The following is an 18362-nucleotide window of genomic DNA, read 5'->3' on the forward strand; positions in this document are numbered from 1 at the left end:
TTTCCATTGATTTCATACTCAATCGGTCCTGATTTTCAACATATTGATAAAAAACGATATGCCTGCGATTGCCTTCGATCACAGCGCCGTCATCCCACTCTTTCCAACGTAGAATAAGTCATATTTTAGCCTGGATCGGGACTGTCCGGCCGCGAATGTTCCGGTCCTGTTCCTGACGCGGCCGCGTCATGAAACGAGTCACAAAAAAAGCCCCGCCGGATGGCGGGGCCTGCGATGTTCCCCGTCGGGCGGGGCGATGTCGGCGGTGCGTCAGTTGTTCTGGTTGTTCCGGACGCCCATGAACTGAAGCAGGAACTGGAACAGGTTGATGAAATTCAGATAGAGCGTCAGCGCGTCATAGACCGAGCGCTTCGCCGCGGCGTCGGGGCCTTCGTAATAGGCGAATTGCTGGTAGGTCAGCTTGATACGCTGCGTATCGAACGCCGCCAGCCCGACGAAGACCAGCACGCCGACGACGCTGTAGAGCATGTAGACGGCCGCGCTGTGCATGAACATGTTGACCAGCCCGGCGATGACCAGCCCGAACAGGCCCATGATCAGGAACGAGCCGAAGCGCGTTAGGTCGGTCCGGGTAACGTAGCCCCAGATCGACATGGCCGAGAACGTGCCCGCCGTGATGAAGAACACCCGCACGACCGACACGCCGGTGAAGGTGAGCAGGATGCTGGACAGGCTGGCACCCATGACGGCGCAGAACAGCCAGAACAGGGTCTGCACCGCCTGGCGCGACAGGCGGTTGATGCCGAGCGACATGACCAGGACGAAGCCGAGCGGCGCGATCATCGCCAGCATGCCCAGGCCGGTCGGCCGGACGGCGACAGCGCCCATCGGCGTGACGACCTGGGCGAAGAACGCCTCGCGCAGGGCGGTATTGGCCACGAGATAGGCCACGATCCCGGTCAGCAGCAGCCCCGATGCCATCCAGTTATAGACCCGGAGCATATAGGCGCGCAGTCCCTGGTCGATGGCCCCGGCGGCGGTGCCTGCGCCGGCGGGGCGCGGCATGGTTCTAAAATCCGGGCTGAAAGCCATGGTGTCCTTCCTCTGTCCGGGCAATCCGGACATCTCGCGTCTGTGATGTGGGGTCCGGCCGGACCGTTTCAAGCAAAAATCGTCCCGGCGCCGAATTACAAACCGGAAACATGAGACAAGACAATTGCACGGTACGGACTATACAGGTCCGGGCGAGGCATGAAAACTTTCCCGTTCGCACGAACGGGCGATCCTGTTCGCAGACGGCGCAGATGGAGAGATCGGGATGCGGTTGTTCGTGGCCTTCGAGATCGGACCGCCGCTGCGCGACGCGATGGCCGCGCTGCGCGGCAGCCTGGGCGGCGTGCGCTGGACCGAGCCGGAGACTTATCACCTGACCCTGCGCTTCATCGGCGAGGTGCGCGAGCGCGCGCGGCAGGAGGAGATCCATCACGCGTTGGCCGCGATCCGCGCGCCGTCCTGCCTGCTGGTGCCCGAGGGGCCGGGCCTGTTCGCACACGGCGACGGGCGCGACACGCTATGGATCGGCATCGCACGGACCGACGCGCTGATGCACCTGCAGCGCAAGATCGACACCGCGCTGACCCGCGCGGGAATCGCGATCGCCGACCGGCGGAAATTCATTCCGCACGTCACCATCGGCACCCTGCCGCGCCAGTTCCCGGGGACGGCCCCGTCGGCGGCGGCCCCGGCGGTGCAATCGCCAACGCATTCGACCGCGCTTTCGGCCTGGATGGCGCGATGGGGCGCCACCCCCCTGCCCCCGCTCGAAGCCGCGCAATTCACCCTCTACCGCTCGGTGCGCGGTGCCGGGCAGCCGGTCTATGTGCCGCTGGCCGATTACGATTTCGGGCAATGAGCAGCATTCCGCCGCTTTCACGGGCCGTTAACGTCCGCGACGCTAGAGTGTCCACAACATTCGATTAAGAACAGAATATCGTCCATTGTCCGAATAGTTTTCCATTGTCTGAATAATTATCGTCGAGATCAGTCATCGCCGCCGCAGCCGGCCTGGGCGTGTGCGGCGAGCCGGACGGAGCTGCTTTGCTCTGTTTTCCGCCGTCTGCTTTCTGCCGAGAGGACATCGGACATGATACGGGCCGCATTCGGACGTTTCGCTGGGCGTATCATGGCAGCCGGCGTAATGGGTGCGGCGCTGTGCGCGAGGACGGAACCGGCGCGGGCCGCGGATTCCGCGCCCGGCGCGACGGGTGCGGCGATCCTTTATGCGGACGACCATCCCGGCGACTGGCCGACCTATGGCCGGACCTATTCCGAGCAGCGCTACAGCCCGCTGGCGCAGATCGACCGGTCCAACGTCCGGACGCTGAAACTGGCCTGGTATGCCGACCTGAATACCAATCGCGGGCAGGAAGGCACGCCGCTGGTCGTCGACGGCGTGATGTACGCGACGACGAACTGGAGCAAGATGAAGGCGCTGGACGCCGCCACCGGCCGGCTGCTGTGGGAATATGATCCACACGTGCCGGGCGCCATCGCCGACAGGGGATGCTGCGACACGGTCAATCGCGGCGCCGCCTACTGGAACGGCAAGGTCTATTTCGGGACGTTCGACGGGCGGCTGATCGCGCTGGATGCCAGGACGGGCAGCCTGGTCTGGAGCGTGAACACCATCCCGCCCGACGCGGCGCTGGGCCATCAGCGGTCCTATACCGTCGATGGCGCGCCGCGCATCGCCAAGGGACGGGTGATCATCGGCAATGGCGGCGCGGAGTTCGGGGCGCGCGGCTTCGTTTCGGCGTTCGATGCCGAAACGGGGCGGCTGGATTGGCGTTTCTTCACCGTGCCCAACCCGACGAACGCGCCGGACCATGCGGCGTCGGACGGCATATTGATGACCCGGGCCTATGGAAGCTGGAGCCCGACGGGGGCGTGGACGGCGCAGGGCGGCGGCGGCACGGTGTGGGATTCGATCGTCTACGACCCGGTGACCGATCTGGTCTATCTGGGCGTCGGCAACGGGTCGCCCTGGAACTACAAATACCGTTCGAATGGCGTGGGCGACAATCTGTTCCTGGACAGCATCGTGGCGCTGAGGCCCGAGACCGGCGCCTATGTCTGGCATTTCCAGGAAACGCCGATGGACCAGTGGAACTATTCCGCCGTCCAGCAGATCATGACGCTGGACCTGCCAATCGACGGGGCCATGCGCCACGTGGTCGTGCACGCGCCGAAGAACGGGTTCTTCTATATCCTCGACGCGCGGACCGGGGCGTTCCTGTCGGGCCGGAACTATGTCTATGTGAACTGGGCCAGCGGGCTCGATCCGAAGACGGGGCGGCCGCTCTATAACCCCGATGCGCTCTATGCGCTGAACGGCAAGGACTGGTACGGCATTCCCGGCGGTCTGGGCGCCCATAATTTCGCGGCGATGGCCTATAGCCCGCGCACCGGCCTGGTCTATATCCCGGCCCAGCAGGTGCCGTTTCGGTATTCGGGCCAGCCCGGCGGCTTTACCGCGCACCCGGATAGCTGGAATCTCGGCCTGAACATGGCCAAGGCCGGCATTCCCGACAGGCCCGAGGCCAGGCTCGCCTTCGCCCGCGACCTGAAGGGCTGGATCATCGCCTGGGATCCGGTGCGGCAGCGCGAAGCCTTCCGGGTCGACCATAAGGGCCCGTGGAACGGCGGCATCCTGGCCACGGGGGGCGACCTGCTGTTCCAGGGTCTGGCGAACGGCGAATTTCATGCCTATGACGCGACCAACGGCCGCGATCTGTTCCGTTTCGCGGCGCAGAGCGGGATCATCGCCCCGCCCGTGACCTATCTGGCCCATGGCAGGCAATATGTCGCGGTGGAGGTCGGCTGGGGCGGGGCTTATCCACTTATCCTGGGCGGGCTGGCGCGGACCGGCGGCTGGACGGTCAACCATTCGCGGATCATCGCCTTCTCGCTGGACGGGACGGAAGCGCTGCCGCCGCAGAACGACGCGGGCTTCCTGCCCGTCAGGCCGCCGGCGAACGACGCCCCGGCACGGGCCGCCAACGGCTATTCCGAATATCAGACCTATTGCGCGTCCTGCCATGGCGACGATGCCGAGGCCGGCGGGGTGCTGCCGGACCTGCGCTGGTCGGGGGCGCTCCGCCGGCGGAGCGATTTCTACAACGTCGTCGGATGCGGGGCGCTGACGGCCTTTGGCATGGATCGCTTCGACAGTTCGATGCGGCCGGAGCAGATCGAGGATATCCGCCAGTTCCTGATCAAGCGTGCCAACGACACCTATCGGCGGGAGATCGATGCGCGGCCCAATCCGGCGCCCATGCCCACGCCATGACCCGGCCGTCGTCCCGCGCCGTCGACATCATGACATCGGGACGGGGGTGAGCGGGATGCGCAGGCTCGTCATGACATTCGGCGTGATGGTACTGGGCCTGCTGGCGGGCGTTGCATCGGCACGGCCCGATGCGGCAGGTGCGCCGGCACGGCATGACATGACCGGCCGGGCCACGCCGATCGATCGGGCCCTGGTCGATCGGGGGGCCTATGTCGCGCGGCTGGGCGGCTGCGCGGCGTGCCATACCGCGCTGCACGGCCGTGCCTATGCCGGCGGGCTGGAGATCAGGACCCCGATCGGTGCGATCTACTCGCCCAACATCACCCCCGATCCGCGTCACGGGATCGGCCGCTACAGTTTCGCGGATTTCGACCGCGCGGTGCGGCGTGGCGTGCGGCGGGACGGGGCGAGCCTGTATCCCGCGATGCCCTATCCCGCGTTCGCGCGCATGACCCAGGAGGACATGCGCGCGCTCTATGCGTATTTCATCCATGGTGTGCGGCCCGTATCGCAGGCCAACCGGCCGGTGGAGATCGCCTGGCCGCTATCGATGCGCTGGCCGCTGGCGGTCTGGCGCGCGCTGTTCACGCCCGCGCCGGCCGCCTTCGCGCCCGCCCCCGGCGAGGACCCGGTGGTGGCGCGGGGGGAATATCTGGTGACCGGTCCGGGTCATTGCGGCGCCTGCCATACGCCGCGCGGCTTCGCGATGCAGGAGGTGGCGCTGGATGCGCGCGGCGGCGCGGCCTATCTGTCGGGCGGCGCGCCGATCGACAACTGGGTGGCGCCCAGCCTGCGCAGCGATCCGGTCCTGGGGCTGGGACGCTGGTCCGAGGAAGATCTGTATTATTTCCTGAAATCGGGGCGGACCGATCATGCCGCGATCTTCGGCGGCATGGCCGACGTGCTGGCCTGGAGCACGCGATATTTCACCGACGGCGATCTGCGGGCGATCGCCAGATACCTGAAGAGCCTGCCGGCGGTCCCCCCGGCGCGGGGCGATTACGTCTATGACCCCTCGACCGCCGAGATGCTGGACGAAGGCAAGATCGCGGGCGTGGCGGGGGCGGAAATCTATCTGCGCGAATGCGCCGTCTGCCACAGCGTCGACGGCGCCGGCATTCCGCGGCTGTTCCCGCCGCTGGCCGGCAACCCGGTGGTGGTGACCGACGATCCGACATCGGTGGTCAATGTCGTGACCAATGGCGGGGTGCTGCCGCCGACCGACCGGGCGCCGTCGGCGGTGGCCATGCCCGCCTATGGCGCGACTCTGTCGCCGCAGCAGATCGCCGACGTGGTGAACTTCATCCGTACCGGCTGGGGCAACGATGCGCCGGCCAATGTCTCGCCCGCGGAGGTGGCGAGGCTGCGGGATGGAGGGAAGCCGATATCGCCCGGCTGGAATGAATCGGGCGGCGGATGGCTGATCCTGCTGCCGCAGCGTTATGGCGCCGGCTGGACCTTCGCCCCGCGGACCCATGCGGGAATCGATGATGCGCAATAAGTGACGCGCAATAAGAGTGGCATTCGGGCATGATCGCGCCCATCTCTGTCCTTTCCATGTTCGATGCGTGACGCGAGGCGGGAGCATGCGCAACATCGTCGTCCTGACGGGCGCCGGGATCAGCCGGGAGTCCGGCCTGCACACATTTCGCGACGGCGACGGGGTCTGGAGCCGTTACGACATCGCGGAGGTCTGCACGCCGGCGGCCTTTCGCCGCGACCCGCTGCTGGTGAACGGTTTCTATAACGACCGCAGGGCGGAGGTGATGCGGGCGGCGCCCAATGCGGCGCATCACGCGCTGGCGCGGCTGGAGCGGGCCGCGCGCGACGGGCAGTGGGCGGGCGACATCCTGGTCGTGACCCAGAACATCGACGATCTGCACGAGCGCGCGGGCAGCCGCGACGTCGTGCATATGCATGGTGAAGTCCGCCGGGTGCGCTGCATATCGTGCGGCGCGACGCCGGGCTGGGACGATGATTGCCTGCCGCACACGCCCTGCCCGCGTTGCGGCGCCGCATCGCTACGGCCCGACATCGTCTGGTTCGGCGAGATGCCGCTGCATATGGAGCGGATCCAGGCGGCGCTGGCGGCCTGCGACCTGTTCGTCACGATCGGCACCTCGGGCACGGTCTATCCGGCGGCTGGTTTCGTGGCGCAGGTCTGCGCCCATGCCGACACGCTGGATATCAACCTGCGTCCGCCGGCCGAACCGGGGCTGTTCGACCGGTCCATGGTCGGCCCGGCCAGCCGGACGGTGCCGTGCTGGGTCGCGGAGGTGCTGGCCGGATGAGGCCCGGGACGGAGGAAGCGGCGCTGGAGGCGCTGGTGCGCGAGGTCCGGGCCTGCCGGGCCTGTGCCGGCAGCCTGCCGCTGGGCCCGCGGCCGGTGCTGCATGTCTCGACGACCGCGCGGCTGCTGATCGCCAGCCAGGCGCCGGGCACGCGGGTGCACGAGACGGGGATCTCGTTCAACGACGCGTCGGGGGACCGGCTGCGCGGCTGGCTGGGGATCGACCGGGACCTGTTCTATGATTCCCGCCGCATCGCCATCCTGCCGATGGGGCTGTGCTATCCGGGGCGGCTGGCCGGCGGAGGGGACCGGCCGCCGCGGGCGGAATGCGCGCCGTTGTGGCGCGCGCGGCTGCTGGCGGCGATGCCGCAGGTGCGGCTGACCCTTCTGGTCGGCGCGTACGCGCAGGCGGCGGTACTGGGACCCGGGCGGGTCGAGGACCGGGTGCGGGCCTATCGCGACCTGCTGCCGCGGTATTTCCCCCTGCCCCATCCCTCGTGGCGCACCGGCGCGTGGGAGCGGCGCAACCCGTGGTTCGCCGAGGAGGTGATTCCGGCGCTGCGCGCGGCGATCGCGCCATTCCTGAAGCAGGCCCTAACACACTCCAAGTCAGCTTGAGCCGACGGCGGCGCGCACGATGCCGAGCGCCAGGCCCTTGATCCCGGACGAGAGGATCTGCACCCCGATGCAGAGCAGGATCAGCGCGGCCAGGCGCGAGACGATGCGCGCGCCGGTCACGCCCAGCAGCGCCATCAGCCGCTCGGCATAGGCGTAGGCCAGCCAGATCGTGGCGGCCACGACGATCGCGGCGACCGACAGCGCGACAAAGAAGGCCGGCCAGTCGCCGTCGGTCGGGCGCGCCGCGCTGAGCGCGATGGCCACCGAGATGGTGCCCGGGCCGACGGTGAACGGCATGGTCATGGGAAAGAACGCCATTTCCGTCCAGCTTGGGGCGGCGGCGGTGCGGCCGCCCTGCAGGGCCTGCTGTTCCTTGCGGGCGGCGGCGGCCTCGGGCGCCTGCAGCAGAGCCCAGGCGCGCACCGCCACCACCAGGCCGCCGGCGATTCGCAGCGAATCGATGGTGATGCCGAAGAAGGCCAGGATGGCGCTGCCGATCCAGATCGAGGCGATCAGCAGGCTGGCGGAATAGAGGGCCACGGCCCGGGCCAGCGCGCGCGATTCGGAACGCGGCCGGCCTTCCGTCACCTGGGTGAAGATCAGCGCGGCGCCCAGCGGGTTGACGATGGAGAACAGGGCCGGAAAGGCGAGCAGGAACGTGTTGCTGAATTCCGTGACCGCATGTCCCCAATCGCGGGTGACGGCGGCGTGCAGGCCAGGAGGCATGGCGATCGTTCCCGGGCGCGGGTCCGCCGGGCCATCCGTGGCGGACGGCCGGGGCGGGTGCGGTCCTGGAACGTGTTTACGAAGACGTGACGCCCGTCAAGGGGCGGCCGGCGGCATTCCGTCGGCGGCCAGCCCGTGCATGGTCGCGCGCACATCCGCGACGCTCTGCGGCAGGCAGCACAGGAAGCTCTGCCGCGTTTCGTCGCCTTCCTGGATCGGCCAGGAGGTCAGGCCCAGATCGTTATAGACGTCCAGCATGGACGGTCCGACGCGCCAGAAGACGGGCTGGCGGCCTTCCTGCACCGCCAGGTCGCGCAGCCACCAGATGGCCGAGGCGCAATCGTCCCATGCGCCGGCGGGATCGCCCAGGCCGATCAGGTAGGGCCCGACGCGCAGGAAGGGCAGCAGGGCCGCGCCGGCCTCGCCGGGCAGCAGGCCCGCCGGCGCCAGGGGGCCCAGATCGTCCAGCGCGTGGTCCAGCGCGTGATAGTGGGCGCGCCCGGCCTCGTCCCACGCCTCGATCGCGATTCGGCCGGGGCGGATCAGGCGGCCGATCATCACCAGCCCCAGCACCACCGCCAGCCCGACGGTCCAGCGCGCGACCCCGTGGGTCGAGGTGAAGAGCATGACCTCCCACCAGCTCCCGCCGACCTCGTCCTGCGGGCCCGAGCAGGCCAGCACCAGGACGCAGCCGATCAGCAGCACCAGCGACAGGATGGTCGGGAACGCCAGCGGTTCGCTGAGGATGCGCGCGTGGCGGTAATAGGAACTGCGGAACGGCGCGATCAGGATCGCGACCAGGGCCAAAATGCCCGGCACGGCGGGGGATGCGCCGCGCAGCAGGGTCAGCGCGGCGGCCCCGATCAGCAGGGCCAGCGTAACCTTCCAGGCCAGGGTCACGCGCTGCGACAATCCGACCGCCAGGCCGATCAGGGCGACGCCGATCAGCGACAGCAGGTAGTCCCCCGCCACTCCCACCAGATGGTGCAGCCCGCCGGCACGGGTCCAGGACGCGGGATCGAGAATGGTCAGCGCGATCAGCAGCGCGCCGCAGATCGAGACCGCGCCCGTGGCCACGACGACCGAGAAATCGGCCTCGCTTTCACGGATGACGTGGCTGGGCCGGGCGTTGCGCGGGCCGCGCAGCGGTTCGCGCGGCGCGCCGGCGCCCGGCCGGTCCTTGCGCGCCAGGACGGCGTCGCCGCGCAGGAACAGTTCGTGCCCGGCGAACATCAGCCCGGCCAGGAAGAGCGGGATGATGTAGTAGAACAGCCTGAAGACCAGGATCGTGCTGACGATCTGCGACGGCGGCAGATAGGGGCTGAGCGCCAGCATCATCGCCCCGTCGAACACGCCCAGGCCGCCGGGCACGCTGGCGACCAGCCCGGCCGTGTACGAGGCGATATAGATCGCCAGGAACACGCCATATCCCAGCCCGATCCCGCCCGGCAGGAAAATATAGGCGATGCCCGCCGTGGCCGCGACCTCGGTCGCGGCGACCAGGGTCTGGGCCAGGGCCATGCCCGGACGCGGCAGCGCGACGGTGTACCGCCACAGCCTGAGGCTGGCCAGGCGCAGCCCCAGCAGGATGTAGCCCACCACCCCGATCCACATCGCGACGCCGACGGCGGACAGCAGCGCGTGCGGGATGCGGGCGCCGAGGACCGGGATCGCCCCGGGTTCCAGCACCAGGACCGCGCCGACCAGCGCGCCGGCGCCCAGCAGATAGGTGGCCGAGCAGAACGCGATGATCTGCGCGATGTCGAACGTCCCGAGGCCCCAGTTGCCGTAGAGTCGAAAACGCACCGCCGCCCCGGAAATCGCGGCGAATCCCAGATTGTGCGACAGGACGTAGGAACAGAACGAGGCGAAGGCGGTACGCCGGAAGGACATGCGCCGCCCCACCTGGACCACCGCCAGGCAGTCATAGAAGGACAGGATGAAATAGGAGAGCAGGGTGCAGCCGACCCCCAACACCAGGGTGGTGGTGGGTATCGTGCGCAGGGCGGCGAGGATGTCGTCCCAATGCAGGTCGCGGACCTGGTGCTGGACGACGAGGATGGCGGCGATCATCAGCCCCAGCCCGAGCGCATGGGGCAGATGCCGCAGCAGCCGTTGCCAGCCGGGCGGAATACGGGGCGTGCCTGACGTGTTCTGCCGCTTCAGGAACATGACTTCAGGAACATTGCAGATCGGCGGGCGGATCGGGGGGCTGGTCCGGGAGCGTCATGACGGCGATGCCGCTGCTTCAGCCGGCGGCGTCGTCGGATGCATCGGCGTCCGCATCCGCGGCGGGGGCGCGGATCAGCGCCGTTTCGATCAGCGCCACGGTTTCCGACACGCCGTACAATCCGATGAAGATCCCGAAGCGCGGCCCCTCTTTCTGGCCCAGCAGGACCTCGTACAGGCAGCCGAACCAGTCGCGCAGGGCGGCGAAGCCGTGGCGCTTGCCGATTTCGAAGACCAGGTTCTGCAGCGTGTCCGGGTCGGTGGGCGCGTCCTCGAGCCCGCGCAGGCTTTCGGCCAGGTCGGCCAGGGCGGTGCGTTCGTGCGGCGCGGGCGCGCGGTAGGTCTTCGCGGGGCGCACGAAATCGGCGTAGTAGACGACGGCATGTTCCACCAGCCGCGCCAGCATGGGGCAGGTCTCGGGCGATGCCGCGGCGTCGTAGCGGCGGATGAATTTCCATAGCACGTCGGCGGTTTCGGCGTTCGCGACGCTGGCCAGGTTCAGCAGCATGCCGAAGCTCAGCGGGCTGCCGTCATCGGCGCCGATGGCGCCGCCATGGATGAACCAGGCCGGATTGGCCAGCAGGGCCGCGTCGTCGGCCGGCGTTTCCCCGGCACGGGCAACATTGGCCAGGTATTCGTCCGCCGCCTTGGGGATAACGTCGAAGAACAGGCGCTTCGCCCGCTGCGGGGCGTTGAACATGTACTGACCCAGGCTTTCCGGCGGGGCATAGCGCAGCCATTCCTCGACCGAGATGCCGTTGCCCTTGGATTTGGAGATCTTCTGTCCGTTTTCGTCGAGGAAGAGTTCGTAGGTCAGGCCGGCGGGCGGTTCGCCGCCCAGGATACGGCAGATCCTGCCCGAGAGCTTGACGCTATCGATCAGGTCCTTGCCGGACATTTCGTAATCGACGCCCAGCGCGTACCAGCGCATCGCCCAGTCGGCCTTCCACTGCATCTTGGCATGGCCGCCGGTCACCGGGGTTTCGAAGGTCTCGCCCGCATCGTCTGTCCAGCGGACGGTCCCGGCGGCCGCGTCGATCGCATCCATGCGAACCTGCATGACATGGCCGGTGCGCGGATGGATCGGCAGCACCGGGGAATAGGTCGCCCTGCGGTCCGGACCGAGGGTCGGCGCGATGACCGCGACGATTTCGTCATGCACTTCCAGCACCCGGCGCAGGGCGGCGTCGAAGCGGCCGCCGGTATAATAGTCGGTGGACGAGGCGAATTCGTAGGCGAAGCCGAACCCGTCGAGGAACGCGCGCAGCCGCGCATTATTGTGGGCGGCAAAGGATTCATGCGTGCCGAACGGATCGGGGATGCGCGACAGCGGCTTGCCCAGATGTCCGCGCAGCATGTCGCCGTTGGGCACGTTGTCCGGCACCTTGCGCAGCGCGTCCATGTCGTCCGAGAAGGCCAGCAGCCGGGTCGGGCGGCCGGTCAGCCTGGTATAGGCCTGGCGCACCCACGAGGTGCGCGCGACCTCGCCGAACGTGCCGATATGCGGCAGGCCGGACGGCCCGTATCCGGTTTCCAGCAGGGCCGGCGCATCGGCCGGGGCGCCCTTTTTCTCGACATGGGCCGCCAGCTTCCGGGCCTCGTCGAACGGCCAGGCCTTGGGCAGGGAATTGGGGACGTTGCGGTTCTGTTCGGGCATGATGGGGCGGAAGCTAGGAACTGGAGCGGCACGGGTCAATCCAAACCATACACCAGATCGGCGGGCACCGATTCGCCCAATGCGCGCCGGGAGGGCGACAGCCGGCCGGTTGTCCCCTATATGTTCCTGTCATGGCCGCCGCTTTCCCCCCACCGGACATGCCGCCCGCGCTTGTGGCGCGTCACGGATCGTGCTCGCTGCTGACGCCGGACGGCGAGGTGCTGACCCTGCCGACCGAGGACGCGCTGCGCGCCTTGCGCGACTGGGCGCCGCCGCTGGTGGTGCATGCGCCGCTGACCGCGCGGCGCATGCGCCTGCAATCCCCGTCACATTTGCCGCCGTGGCTGGACCTGCTGGAACTGTTCCTGTTCGTGCTGCCGGGCCGGACGATTCCGCCGACCGTGCGCGGCCTGGCCCTGGCGCTGGGGCTGGACGAGGCGCGGATCGGCGCCGGCGAAGCCGACCTGCTGCCCGAGCTGGCCGATATCCTGCTGGACCATGCGACCGCCCTGCGCGCCACGCCGTCCGGCGAGGAAATGGCCGCCCTGGCGGTCAGGATGGCACGCGCGGGATGGGCGTGGGGGGCGCCGGTGCTGCAGGCCCTGGGGGCGGCGCATCCCCTGCCGCCCGAAAGGCTGCAGCCGGGCGACGCCATCCGCGTGTGGCGCCGGCTGCCGAAATGGGAGGAGACCGCCCCCCGCCCCGCCCCGTCCAACCATCCGGTATCCGCCGCCGATGCGCGGCGCCGGCTGGCCGAGATGCTGGGGCCCCAGGCGGAAAGCCGTGCGGGACAGGCCGATTTCGCCGGGGCGGCCAGCGCGGCCTTCGCGCCCAGGATGGTGCGGGGCGATCCGCACATGGTGCTGGCCGAGGCCGGGACCGGCACGGGCAAGACGCTGGGCTATGTCGCGCCGGCCAGCCTGTGGGCGGAACGCAATGGCGGGACGGTGTGGATCAGCACCTATACCCGCCACCTGCAGCGGCAGATCGAGGGCGAGCTGGCGCGCCTGTATCCCGATCCGGCGGTGCGGCGACGGCACGTGGTGCTGCGCAAGGGGCGCGAGAATTATCTGTGCCTGCTAAACATGGAAGAAGCGGTGAATATCGCCGCCAGCCGCCCCGGCGCGTCGAGCGCCACCGTCGCGCTGTCGATGATCGCGCGCTGGGCCGGGGCGACGGCGGATGGCGACCTGACGGGCGGCGACCTGCCCGGATGGTTCGGCGACCTGTTCGGGCGTGGCATGCTGGCCGGAATCGCCGACCGGCGGGGCGAGTGCATCCATGGCGCCTGCCCGCATTACCAGCGCTGTTTCGTCGAACATTCGATTCGGCGCGCGCGGGAGGCCGACCTGGTGATCGCCAACCATGCGCTGGTGATGGCCCAGGCCGCCTGGCATGCGATGGACGGCGACGGCGCGACGGACGAGGACAATGTTCCCACCCGCTATGTGTTCGACGAGGGGCATCATGTGCTGGATGCCGCCGACGGTGCGTTTTCAGTCGAACTGTCGGGGCTGGAAGCGGCCGAGCTGCGCCGCTGGCTGCTGGGGGCGGAGGGCGCGCGGTCACGCGCGCGGGGGCTGAAGCGCCGGCTGGACGACCTGGTCGTCGGGCTGCCTCGGCTGGAGGCGCCGCTGGAGGCGGTGCTGCAGGCGGCGCACGCGCTGCCGCCGCCGGGATGGTCCGCCAGGCTGTCGGTGGTCCTGTCGGCGGTCCCGGCGGCGGCTGTGGCGGCGGTCCCGCCGGCCGCGCATTCCGAACCGGATGCCCTGCCGCCGGATGCCGTCCTGCCGGGGGCCGCCTTGCCGATGGTGGTCAAGGCCGAATCCGAGGTCGCGCTGCCCAATCCATGCGAGAGATTGCTGCATGTGCTGGCATGCCAGGCGTTGGCCCGGTCGGCCGGGAGTGGGGGCACCGACGCGGGCGGGCACCGGCCGGGCGGGCCGATGCCCGGCGCGATCGAATGCGACCTGCGTCCGCTGTCGGACGAAGCCGGCCCCGCCGCCGCCGCCCTGGCGCGCGCGCTGGACCGGCTGGCCGTCGCGCTGCGCACGCTGGTGGAGCGCTTGCTGGAGCGGCTGGAGGACGATACGGGCGAACTGGATGCCCCGACGCGCGAGCGGATCGAGGCCGCCATTCGTACTCTGCGCCGCCGCGCCCTGTCGCGGGTGGAAGGATGGGTCGCCATGCTGCGCGCGCTGGAACAGACGGACGGCGAGGCGTCCGGCGGCACGCCGCAGCATGTCGATTTCATCCGGCTGGACCGGCGCGACGGCCAGCGCCCCGGCGAGCAGGATGTCGGGCTGCATCGCCACTGGCTGGACCCCACCGTACCGTTCGCCGCCGTGCTGGCCGCGCCCGCCCACGGCATCGTGATGACGTCGGCGACGCTGCGCGACCAGAATGGGCATGGCGAGGCCGGCCGGGACGAGCCCGAGGCGGCCGAACGGGCGTGGGAGGCGGCGGAGGCGCGTACCGGGGCCAGCCACCTGCCCTCGCCCGCGTTGCGGGCCGCCCTGGCCAGCCCGTTCGATTATCGGCAGCAGAGCCGCGCCTTTATCGTGACCGACGTGGCGCATGACGATATCGGGTCGCTGGCCGGGGCCTATCGGACCCTGTTCCTGGCGGCCGGCGGCGGGGCGCTGGGGTTGTTCACGGCGATTTCGCGGCTGCGCGCGGTGCATCAGCGCCTGTCGCAACCACTGGAGGATGCGGGGCTGCCGCTCTATGCCCAGCATGTCGACGGCATGGACAACGCGACCCTGGTCGACATCTTCCGCTCGGAATCCAATTCCTGCCTGCTGGGCACGGATGCGATGCGTGACGGGGTGGACGTGCCGGGCCGGTCGCTGCGGCTGGTCGTCTTCGAACGGGTGCCCTGGCCGCGGCCGGATATCCTGCATCGCGAGCGGCGTACCCATCTGTCCGGCGGGGCGCCGGGCGAATATGACGACCGGATCGCGCGGCTGCGCCTGCGGCAGGCTTTCGGGCGGCTGATCCGCGCCGGCGGCGATCGTGGCGTGTTCGTCCTGCTGGACCGGCGGGCGCCGTCGCGCCTGATGTCGGCCTTTCCGGACGGCGTCGCGGTGCGGCGCGCCGGCCTGCGGGACGTGGCGCAGGAAATCGAGGCCTTCGTGCGCCGGCGCGAAGGAAACCCCGATGCGCCGGCATGAGGATAGGGAGGACGTCATCCGTCCCCCCTGCCGTCTGGTCGTCGGTCCCTGTCCCTCGGTCGAGGGAAAGGGTCAGAGCGGCTTGATGTCGGACGCCGCCGCCTTGCCGCGTTCGGTCACGACTTCGTAGCTGACGCGCTGGTTTTCAGCCAGGCCGCGCAGGCCCGCCGCCTGGACGGCGGTAATGTGCACGAACACGTCCTTGCCGCCATCCTCGGGCATGATGAATCCGTAGCCCTTGGTCGCGTTGAACCACTTTACTGTTCCGGTCGCCATAGTCACGTTATCCTTGGCTTTTTCGGCCCCTTGGCCGCGTCGATCAATGCCTGTCCATCGCGCACGTCAGCAGGCCGGAAAGTTCCGGCCCGCTGTCCGTTGCGATGCAGTCCAGTTTATGGGCGCACGGATGGTCCCCGTTTGTCAAACCATGACAACCGCTGGACCCACTTAAAAAATAAGTAAAAAGAAGGCCGCCCGCGAACGGACGGCCTTCCTGTCTCCGGTTGGTCCGGCACTGGTCCGGGGCGGAAACCCGCCGCCGGACCGGCGATCATGGATCTTAGAAATCCATGTCGCCCATGCCGCCCATGCCGCCGGCCGGCGCGGCCGGGGCCTTCTTTTCCGGCTTCTCGGCCACCATGGCTTCGGTGGTGATCAGCAGGCTGGCGACGGACGCGGCGTCCTGCAGCGCGGTACGGACGACCTTGGTCGGGTCGATGATACCGGCCGCGACCAGGTCCTTGTACTCGCCGACCTGGGCGTCGAAGCCGTAGTTGTAATCGTTGGTTTCCAGGACCTTGCCGGCGATCACGGCACCGTCTTCGCCCGCATTGTGGGCGATCTGGCGCAGCGGCGACTGCAGCGCCTTGCGGATGATCTCCGCACCGACGCGCTGGTCGTCATTGGCCAGGCCCAGGTCGCCCAGGGCGGCCGAGGCGCGCGCCAGCGCGGTGCCGCCACCCGGAACGATGCCTTCCTCGACGGCGGCGCGAGTCGCATGCAGCGCGTCGTCGACGCGGTCCTTGCGCTCCTTCACCTCGACCTCGGTCGAGCCGCCGACGCGGATGACGGCAACGCCGCCCGCCAGCTTCGCCAGACGCTCCTGCAGCTTCTCGCGGTCGTAGTCCGAGGTGGTTTCCTCGATCTGCGCGCGGATCTGGGCGCAGCGGCCCTTGATGTCGTCGGACGCGCCGGCACCCTCGACGATCGTGGTGTTTTCCTTCTCGATGCGGACCTTCTTGGCACGGCCCAGCATCGCGAGCGTCACCGTCTCGAGCTTGATGCCCAGATCTTCGCTGATGACCTGGCCGCCGGTCAGGATCGCGATGTCTTCCAGCATCGCCTTGCGACGATCACCGAAGCCCGGAGCCTTGACGGCGGCGATCTTCAGCCCGCCGCGCAGCTTGTTGACGACCAGGGTCGCCAGCGCCTCGCCATCGACGTCTTCGGCGATGATCAGCAGCGGACGGCCGGACTGCACCACGCTCTCGAGCAGCGGCAGCATCGGCTGCAGCGACGACAGCTTCTTCTCGTGGATCAGGATGTAGGGGCTGTCCAGATCGGCAACCATCTTCTCGGCATTCGTGATGAAATACGGAGAGATATAGCCGCGGTCGAACTGCATGCCCTCGACGACGTCCAGCTCGGTGTGCAGGCCCTTGGCCTCTTCCACCGTGATGACGCCCTCGCTGCCGACCTTCTGCATGGCCTGCGAGATCATCTCGCCGATTTCGGTCTCGCCGTTGGCCGAGATCGTGCCGACCTGGGCCGTTTCGGCCGGGGTCGTGATCTTCTTGGTGTTCTTCTTCAGCTCTTCGACGACCGCGATCACGGCCTTGTCGATGCCGCGCTTGAGGTCCATCGGGTTCATGCCCGCCGCAACGGCCTTGGCACCCTCGCGGACGATCGCCTGGGCGAGAACGGTCGCGGTCGTGGTGCCGTCACCGGCGACGTCGTTGGTCTTCGACGCCACTTCGCGCACCATCTGGGCGCCCATGTTCTCGAACTTGTCGGCCAGTTCGATTTCCTTGGCGACGGACACGCCGTCCTTGGTGATGCGCGGCGCGCCGAAGCTCTTGTCGAGCACGACGTTACGGCCCTTGGGGCCCAGGGTCACCTTTACCGCATCGGCCAGAATGTCCACGCCCCGCAGCATGCGCTGGCGTGCGTCACCGCCGAACTTTACGTCCTTGGCTGCCATGTCAGAATTCTCCTGTGGGAAACATATCGATCAGAAAGAAACGGAACCGCGATCTCAGCCGATCACGCCCATGATGTCGCTTTCCTTCATGATCAGCAGCTCCTCGCCATTGATCTTCACTTCGGTGCCCGACCACTTGCCGAACAGCACCTTGTCGCCCGCCTTGACGTCCAGGGCGACGATCTGTCCCTGCTCGTTCCGCGCGCCGGGGCCGACCGAGATGATCTCGCCTTCCATCGGCTTTTCCTTGGCGGTGTCGGGGATGATGATGCCGCCGGCCGTCTTCTCCTCGCCGGTCAGGCGACGGACGACCACGCGGTCATGCAGGGGACGAAAGTTCGTCATTATGGATCGCTCCACATCAAAAAAGGTAACGCCCTTGAATAAGCAACGCCACCGGTTTGGCGCGCGCGCCAGGCCGCATCGCTTTGGCACTCTCCGCATGAGAGTGCCAACGAACAGTTAGGATCAGCCCCGTTTCGTGTCAAGCTTTGGCAGCACTTTCTTTCGGTGACTGCCAAGATTTTGAAGATAAAGAATTTTTGTTGAATATCTCGAGACGGGTCTGGCAGGCTGGGTCGGCCCGGACGAAGGGGGACGGGACGTGAGGATACAAGGAGGCGCCCATGACCCTGCGGCTTCAGCTTCGCGATTATCGCCTGACCACCGCCGAGATTCTCTATCGCCTGCCGGACCACCCCGCCCTGCTCCAGACCTATATCTGGCAGAACATGGACATGGCCCCGTCCTTTCCGGAACTGCGCCGCTTTCTGGATTTCTGGACGCGGTCGCTGGATGGGCGGCTGCATTCGGTGCGGGTCGCCCAGCAGGCGCGCCTGGCCGTGCCGTCGGTGCGCCATGCCGGCGCGTGGCTGACCATTCATTGACGTCCCGACGATGTCCCGGCCGACGGCTTCGGGACGGATCAGTCCTGCCCGGGTGCGTCCGGCGCATCGTCGCGGCGCGCGCCGTCCAGCGTGCGCGCCAGGTGTTCGGCCTGCTGCCGCTGCAGGTCGCGCGCGCCGCGCGTGCGCCCGTGCAGGGCACGGTTTTCGGCCGCGACGGCCGCTTTCTGCTGCCGGTCCCGGCGTTTGCGTTCGCGCCGGAGGTTGACGACATTGCTCATGCGACACCTGTAACGCCGGACATCCGCGCCGGAC

15 protein-coding genes are annotated in these 18362 nt (G+C 68.4%); 7 read left to right on the forward strand and 8 right to left on the reverse strand.

From position 1 onward, the window contains the following. Positions 1-270 precede the first annotated feature (270 nt). On the reverse strand, positions 271-1053 hold the full coding sequence (locus QN315_RS01325) for a Bax inhibitor-1/YccA family protein (RefSeq protein ID WP_323991181.1): 783 nt from the start codon (positions 1051-1053) through the stop codon (positions 271-273). Positions 1054-1279: 226 nt separating this feature from the next. Between QN315_RS01325 and thpR the strand changes: the two genes are divergently transcribed. The 5 genes from thpR (at position 1280) to QN315_RS01350 (ending at position 7217) form a co-directional block, all read left to right on the forward strand. Continuing rightward, positions 1280-1873, forward strand: coding sequence for an RNA 2',3'-cyclic phosphodiesterase (gene thpR, locus QN315_RS01330; protein ID WP_323991182.1), 594 nt, complete (start codon positions 1280-1282; stop codon positions 1871-1873). A 270-nt stretch (positions 1874-2143) separates the two neighbouring features. Then, complete coding sequence (locus QN315_RS01335; protein WP_408904564.1) at positions 2144-4309, forward strand: PQQ-dependent dehydrogenase, methanol/ethanol family; 2166 nt, start codon at positions 2144-2146, stop codon at positions 4307-4309. 55 nt (positions 4310-4364) lie between these two features. Next, positions 4365-5810 carry a cytochrome c gene (locus QN315_RS01340; RefSeq protein ID WP_323991183.1) on the forward strand — a complete coding sequence of 482 codons (1446 nt, stop codon included), beginning with the start codon at positions 4365-4367 and terminating at the stop codon, positions 5808-5810. Between the two features lie 85 nt (positions 5811-5895). After that, positions 5896-6600: an NAD-dependent deacylase gene (locus QN315_RS01345; protein WP_323991184.1), complete on the forward strand. Its 705-nt coding sequence runs from the start codon at positions 5896-5898 to the stop codon at positions 6598-6600. Continuing rightward, positions 6597-7217, forward strand: a complete 621-nt coding sequence (locus QN315_RS01350) for a uracil-DNA glycosylase family protein (RefSeq protein ID WP_323991185.1) — start codon at positions 6597-6599, stop codon at positions 7215-7217. Before QN315_RS01345 ends, QN315_RS01350 begins: the two co-directional genes overlap by 4 nt. Here the strand turns inward: QN315_RS01350 and QN315_RS01355 are convergent. From QN315_RS01355 to QN315_RS01365, 3 genes are all read right to left on the reverse strand, one after another. Then, complete coding sequence (locus tag QN315_RS01355; protein WP_323991186.1) at positions 7209-7943, reverse strand: MarC family protein; 735 nt, start codon at positions 7941-7943, stop codon at positions 7209-7211. The genes QN315_RS01350 and QN315_RS01355 overlap by 9 nt on opposite strands. A 96-nt stretch (positions 7944-8039) precedes the next feature. Beyond that, entirely contained in the window at positions 8040-10115 is a 2076-nt protein-coding gene (locus tag QN315_RS01360) for a lysylphosphatidylglycerol synthase domain-containing protein (RefSeq protein WP_323991187.1), read from the reverse strand. A 76-nt stretch (positions 10116-10191) separates the two neighbouring features. Further along, positions 10192-11829 (reverse strand): lysine--tRNA ligase, encoded by a 1638-nt coding sequence (locus tag QN315_RS01365; protein ID WP_323991188.1) that lies wholly within the window; start codon positions 11827-11829, stop codon positions 10192-10194. Between the two features lie 131 nt (positions 11830-11960). On the opposite strand from QN315_RS01365, the gene QN315_RS01370 reads away from it, so the two are divergent. Then, entirely contained in the window at positions 11961-15002 is a 3042-nt protein-coding gene (locus tag QN315_RS01370) for an ATP-dependent DNA helicase (RefSeq protein WP_323991189.1), read from the forward strand. Between the two features lie 72 nt (positions 15003-15074). Here the strand turns inward: QN315_RS01370 and QN315_RS01375 are convergent, their stop codons facing one another. The 3 genes from QN315_RS01375 to groES form a co-directional block, all read right to left on the reverse strand. After that, complete coding sequence (locus tag QN315_RS01375) at positions 15075-15278, reverse strand: cold-shock protein (RefSeq protein WP_176640679.1); 204 nt, start codon at positions 15276-15278, stop codon at positions 15075-15077. 283 nt (positions 15279-15561) lie between these two features. Next, the gene (gene groL, locus QN315_RS01380) at positions 15562-17202 is read right to left on the reverse strand and encodes a chaperonin GroEL (RefSeq protein ID WP_176640677.1); all 1641 of its coding nucleotides are present in this window, start codon (positions 17200-17202) and stop codon (positions 15562-15564) included. A 54-nt stretch (positions 17203-17256) separates the two neighbouring features. Further along, a complete protein-coding gene (gene groES, locus QN315_RS01385; protein ID WP_176640676.1) occupies positions 17257-17547 on the reverse strand; it encodes a co-chaperone GroES in 291 nt (96 codons plus the stop codon). 281 nt (positions 17548-17828) lie between these two features. Between groES and QN315_RS01390 the strand changes: the two genes are divergently transcribed. Beyond that, positions 17829-18089 (forward strand): usg protein, encoded by a 261-nt coding sequence (locus QN315_RS01390; RefSeq protein WP_176640675.1) that lies wholly within the window; start codon positions 17829-17831, stop codon positions 18087-18089. A gap of 38 nt (positions 18090-18127) precedes the next feature. Here the strand turns inward: QN315_RS01390 and QN315_RS01395 are convergent, their stop codons facing one another. Continuing rightward, a complete protein-coding gene (locus QN315_RS01395) occupies positions 18128-18328 on the reverse strand; it encodes a DUF4169 family protein (RefSeq protein WP_323991190.1) in 201 nt (66 codons plus the stop codon). Positions 18329-18362 lie beyond the last annotated feature (34 nt).

Origin of the sequence: Nguyenibacter sp. L1 (assembly GCF_035199985.1) — a bacterium.
In the GTDB taxonomy this organism is placed as follows: Bacteria; Pseudomonadota; Alphaproteobacteria; order Acetobacterales; family Acetobacteraceae; genus Gluconacetobacter; species Gluconacetobacter vanlangensis.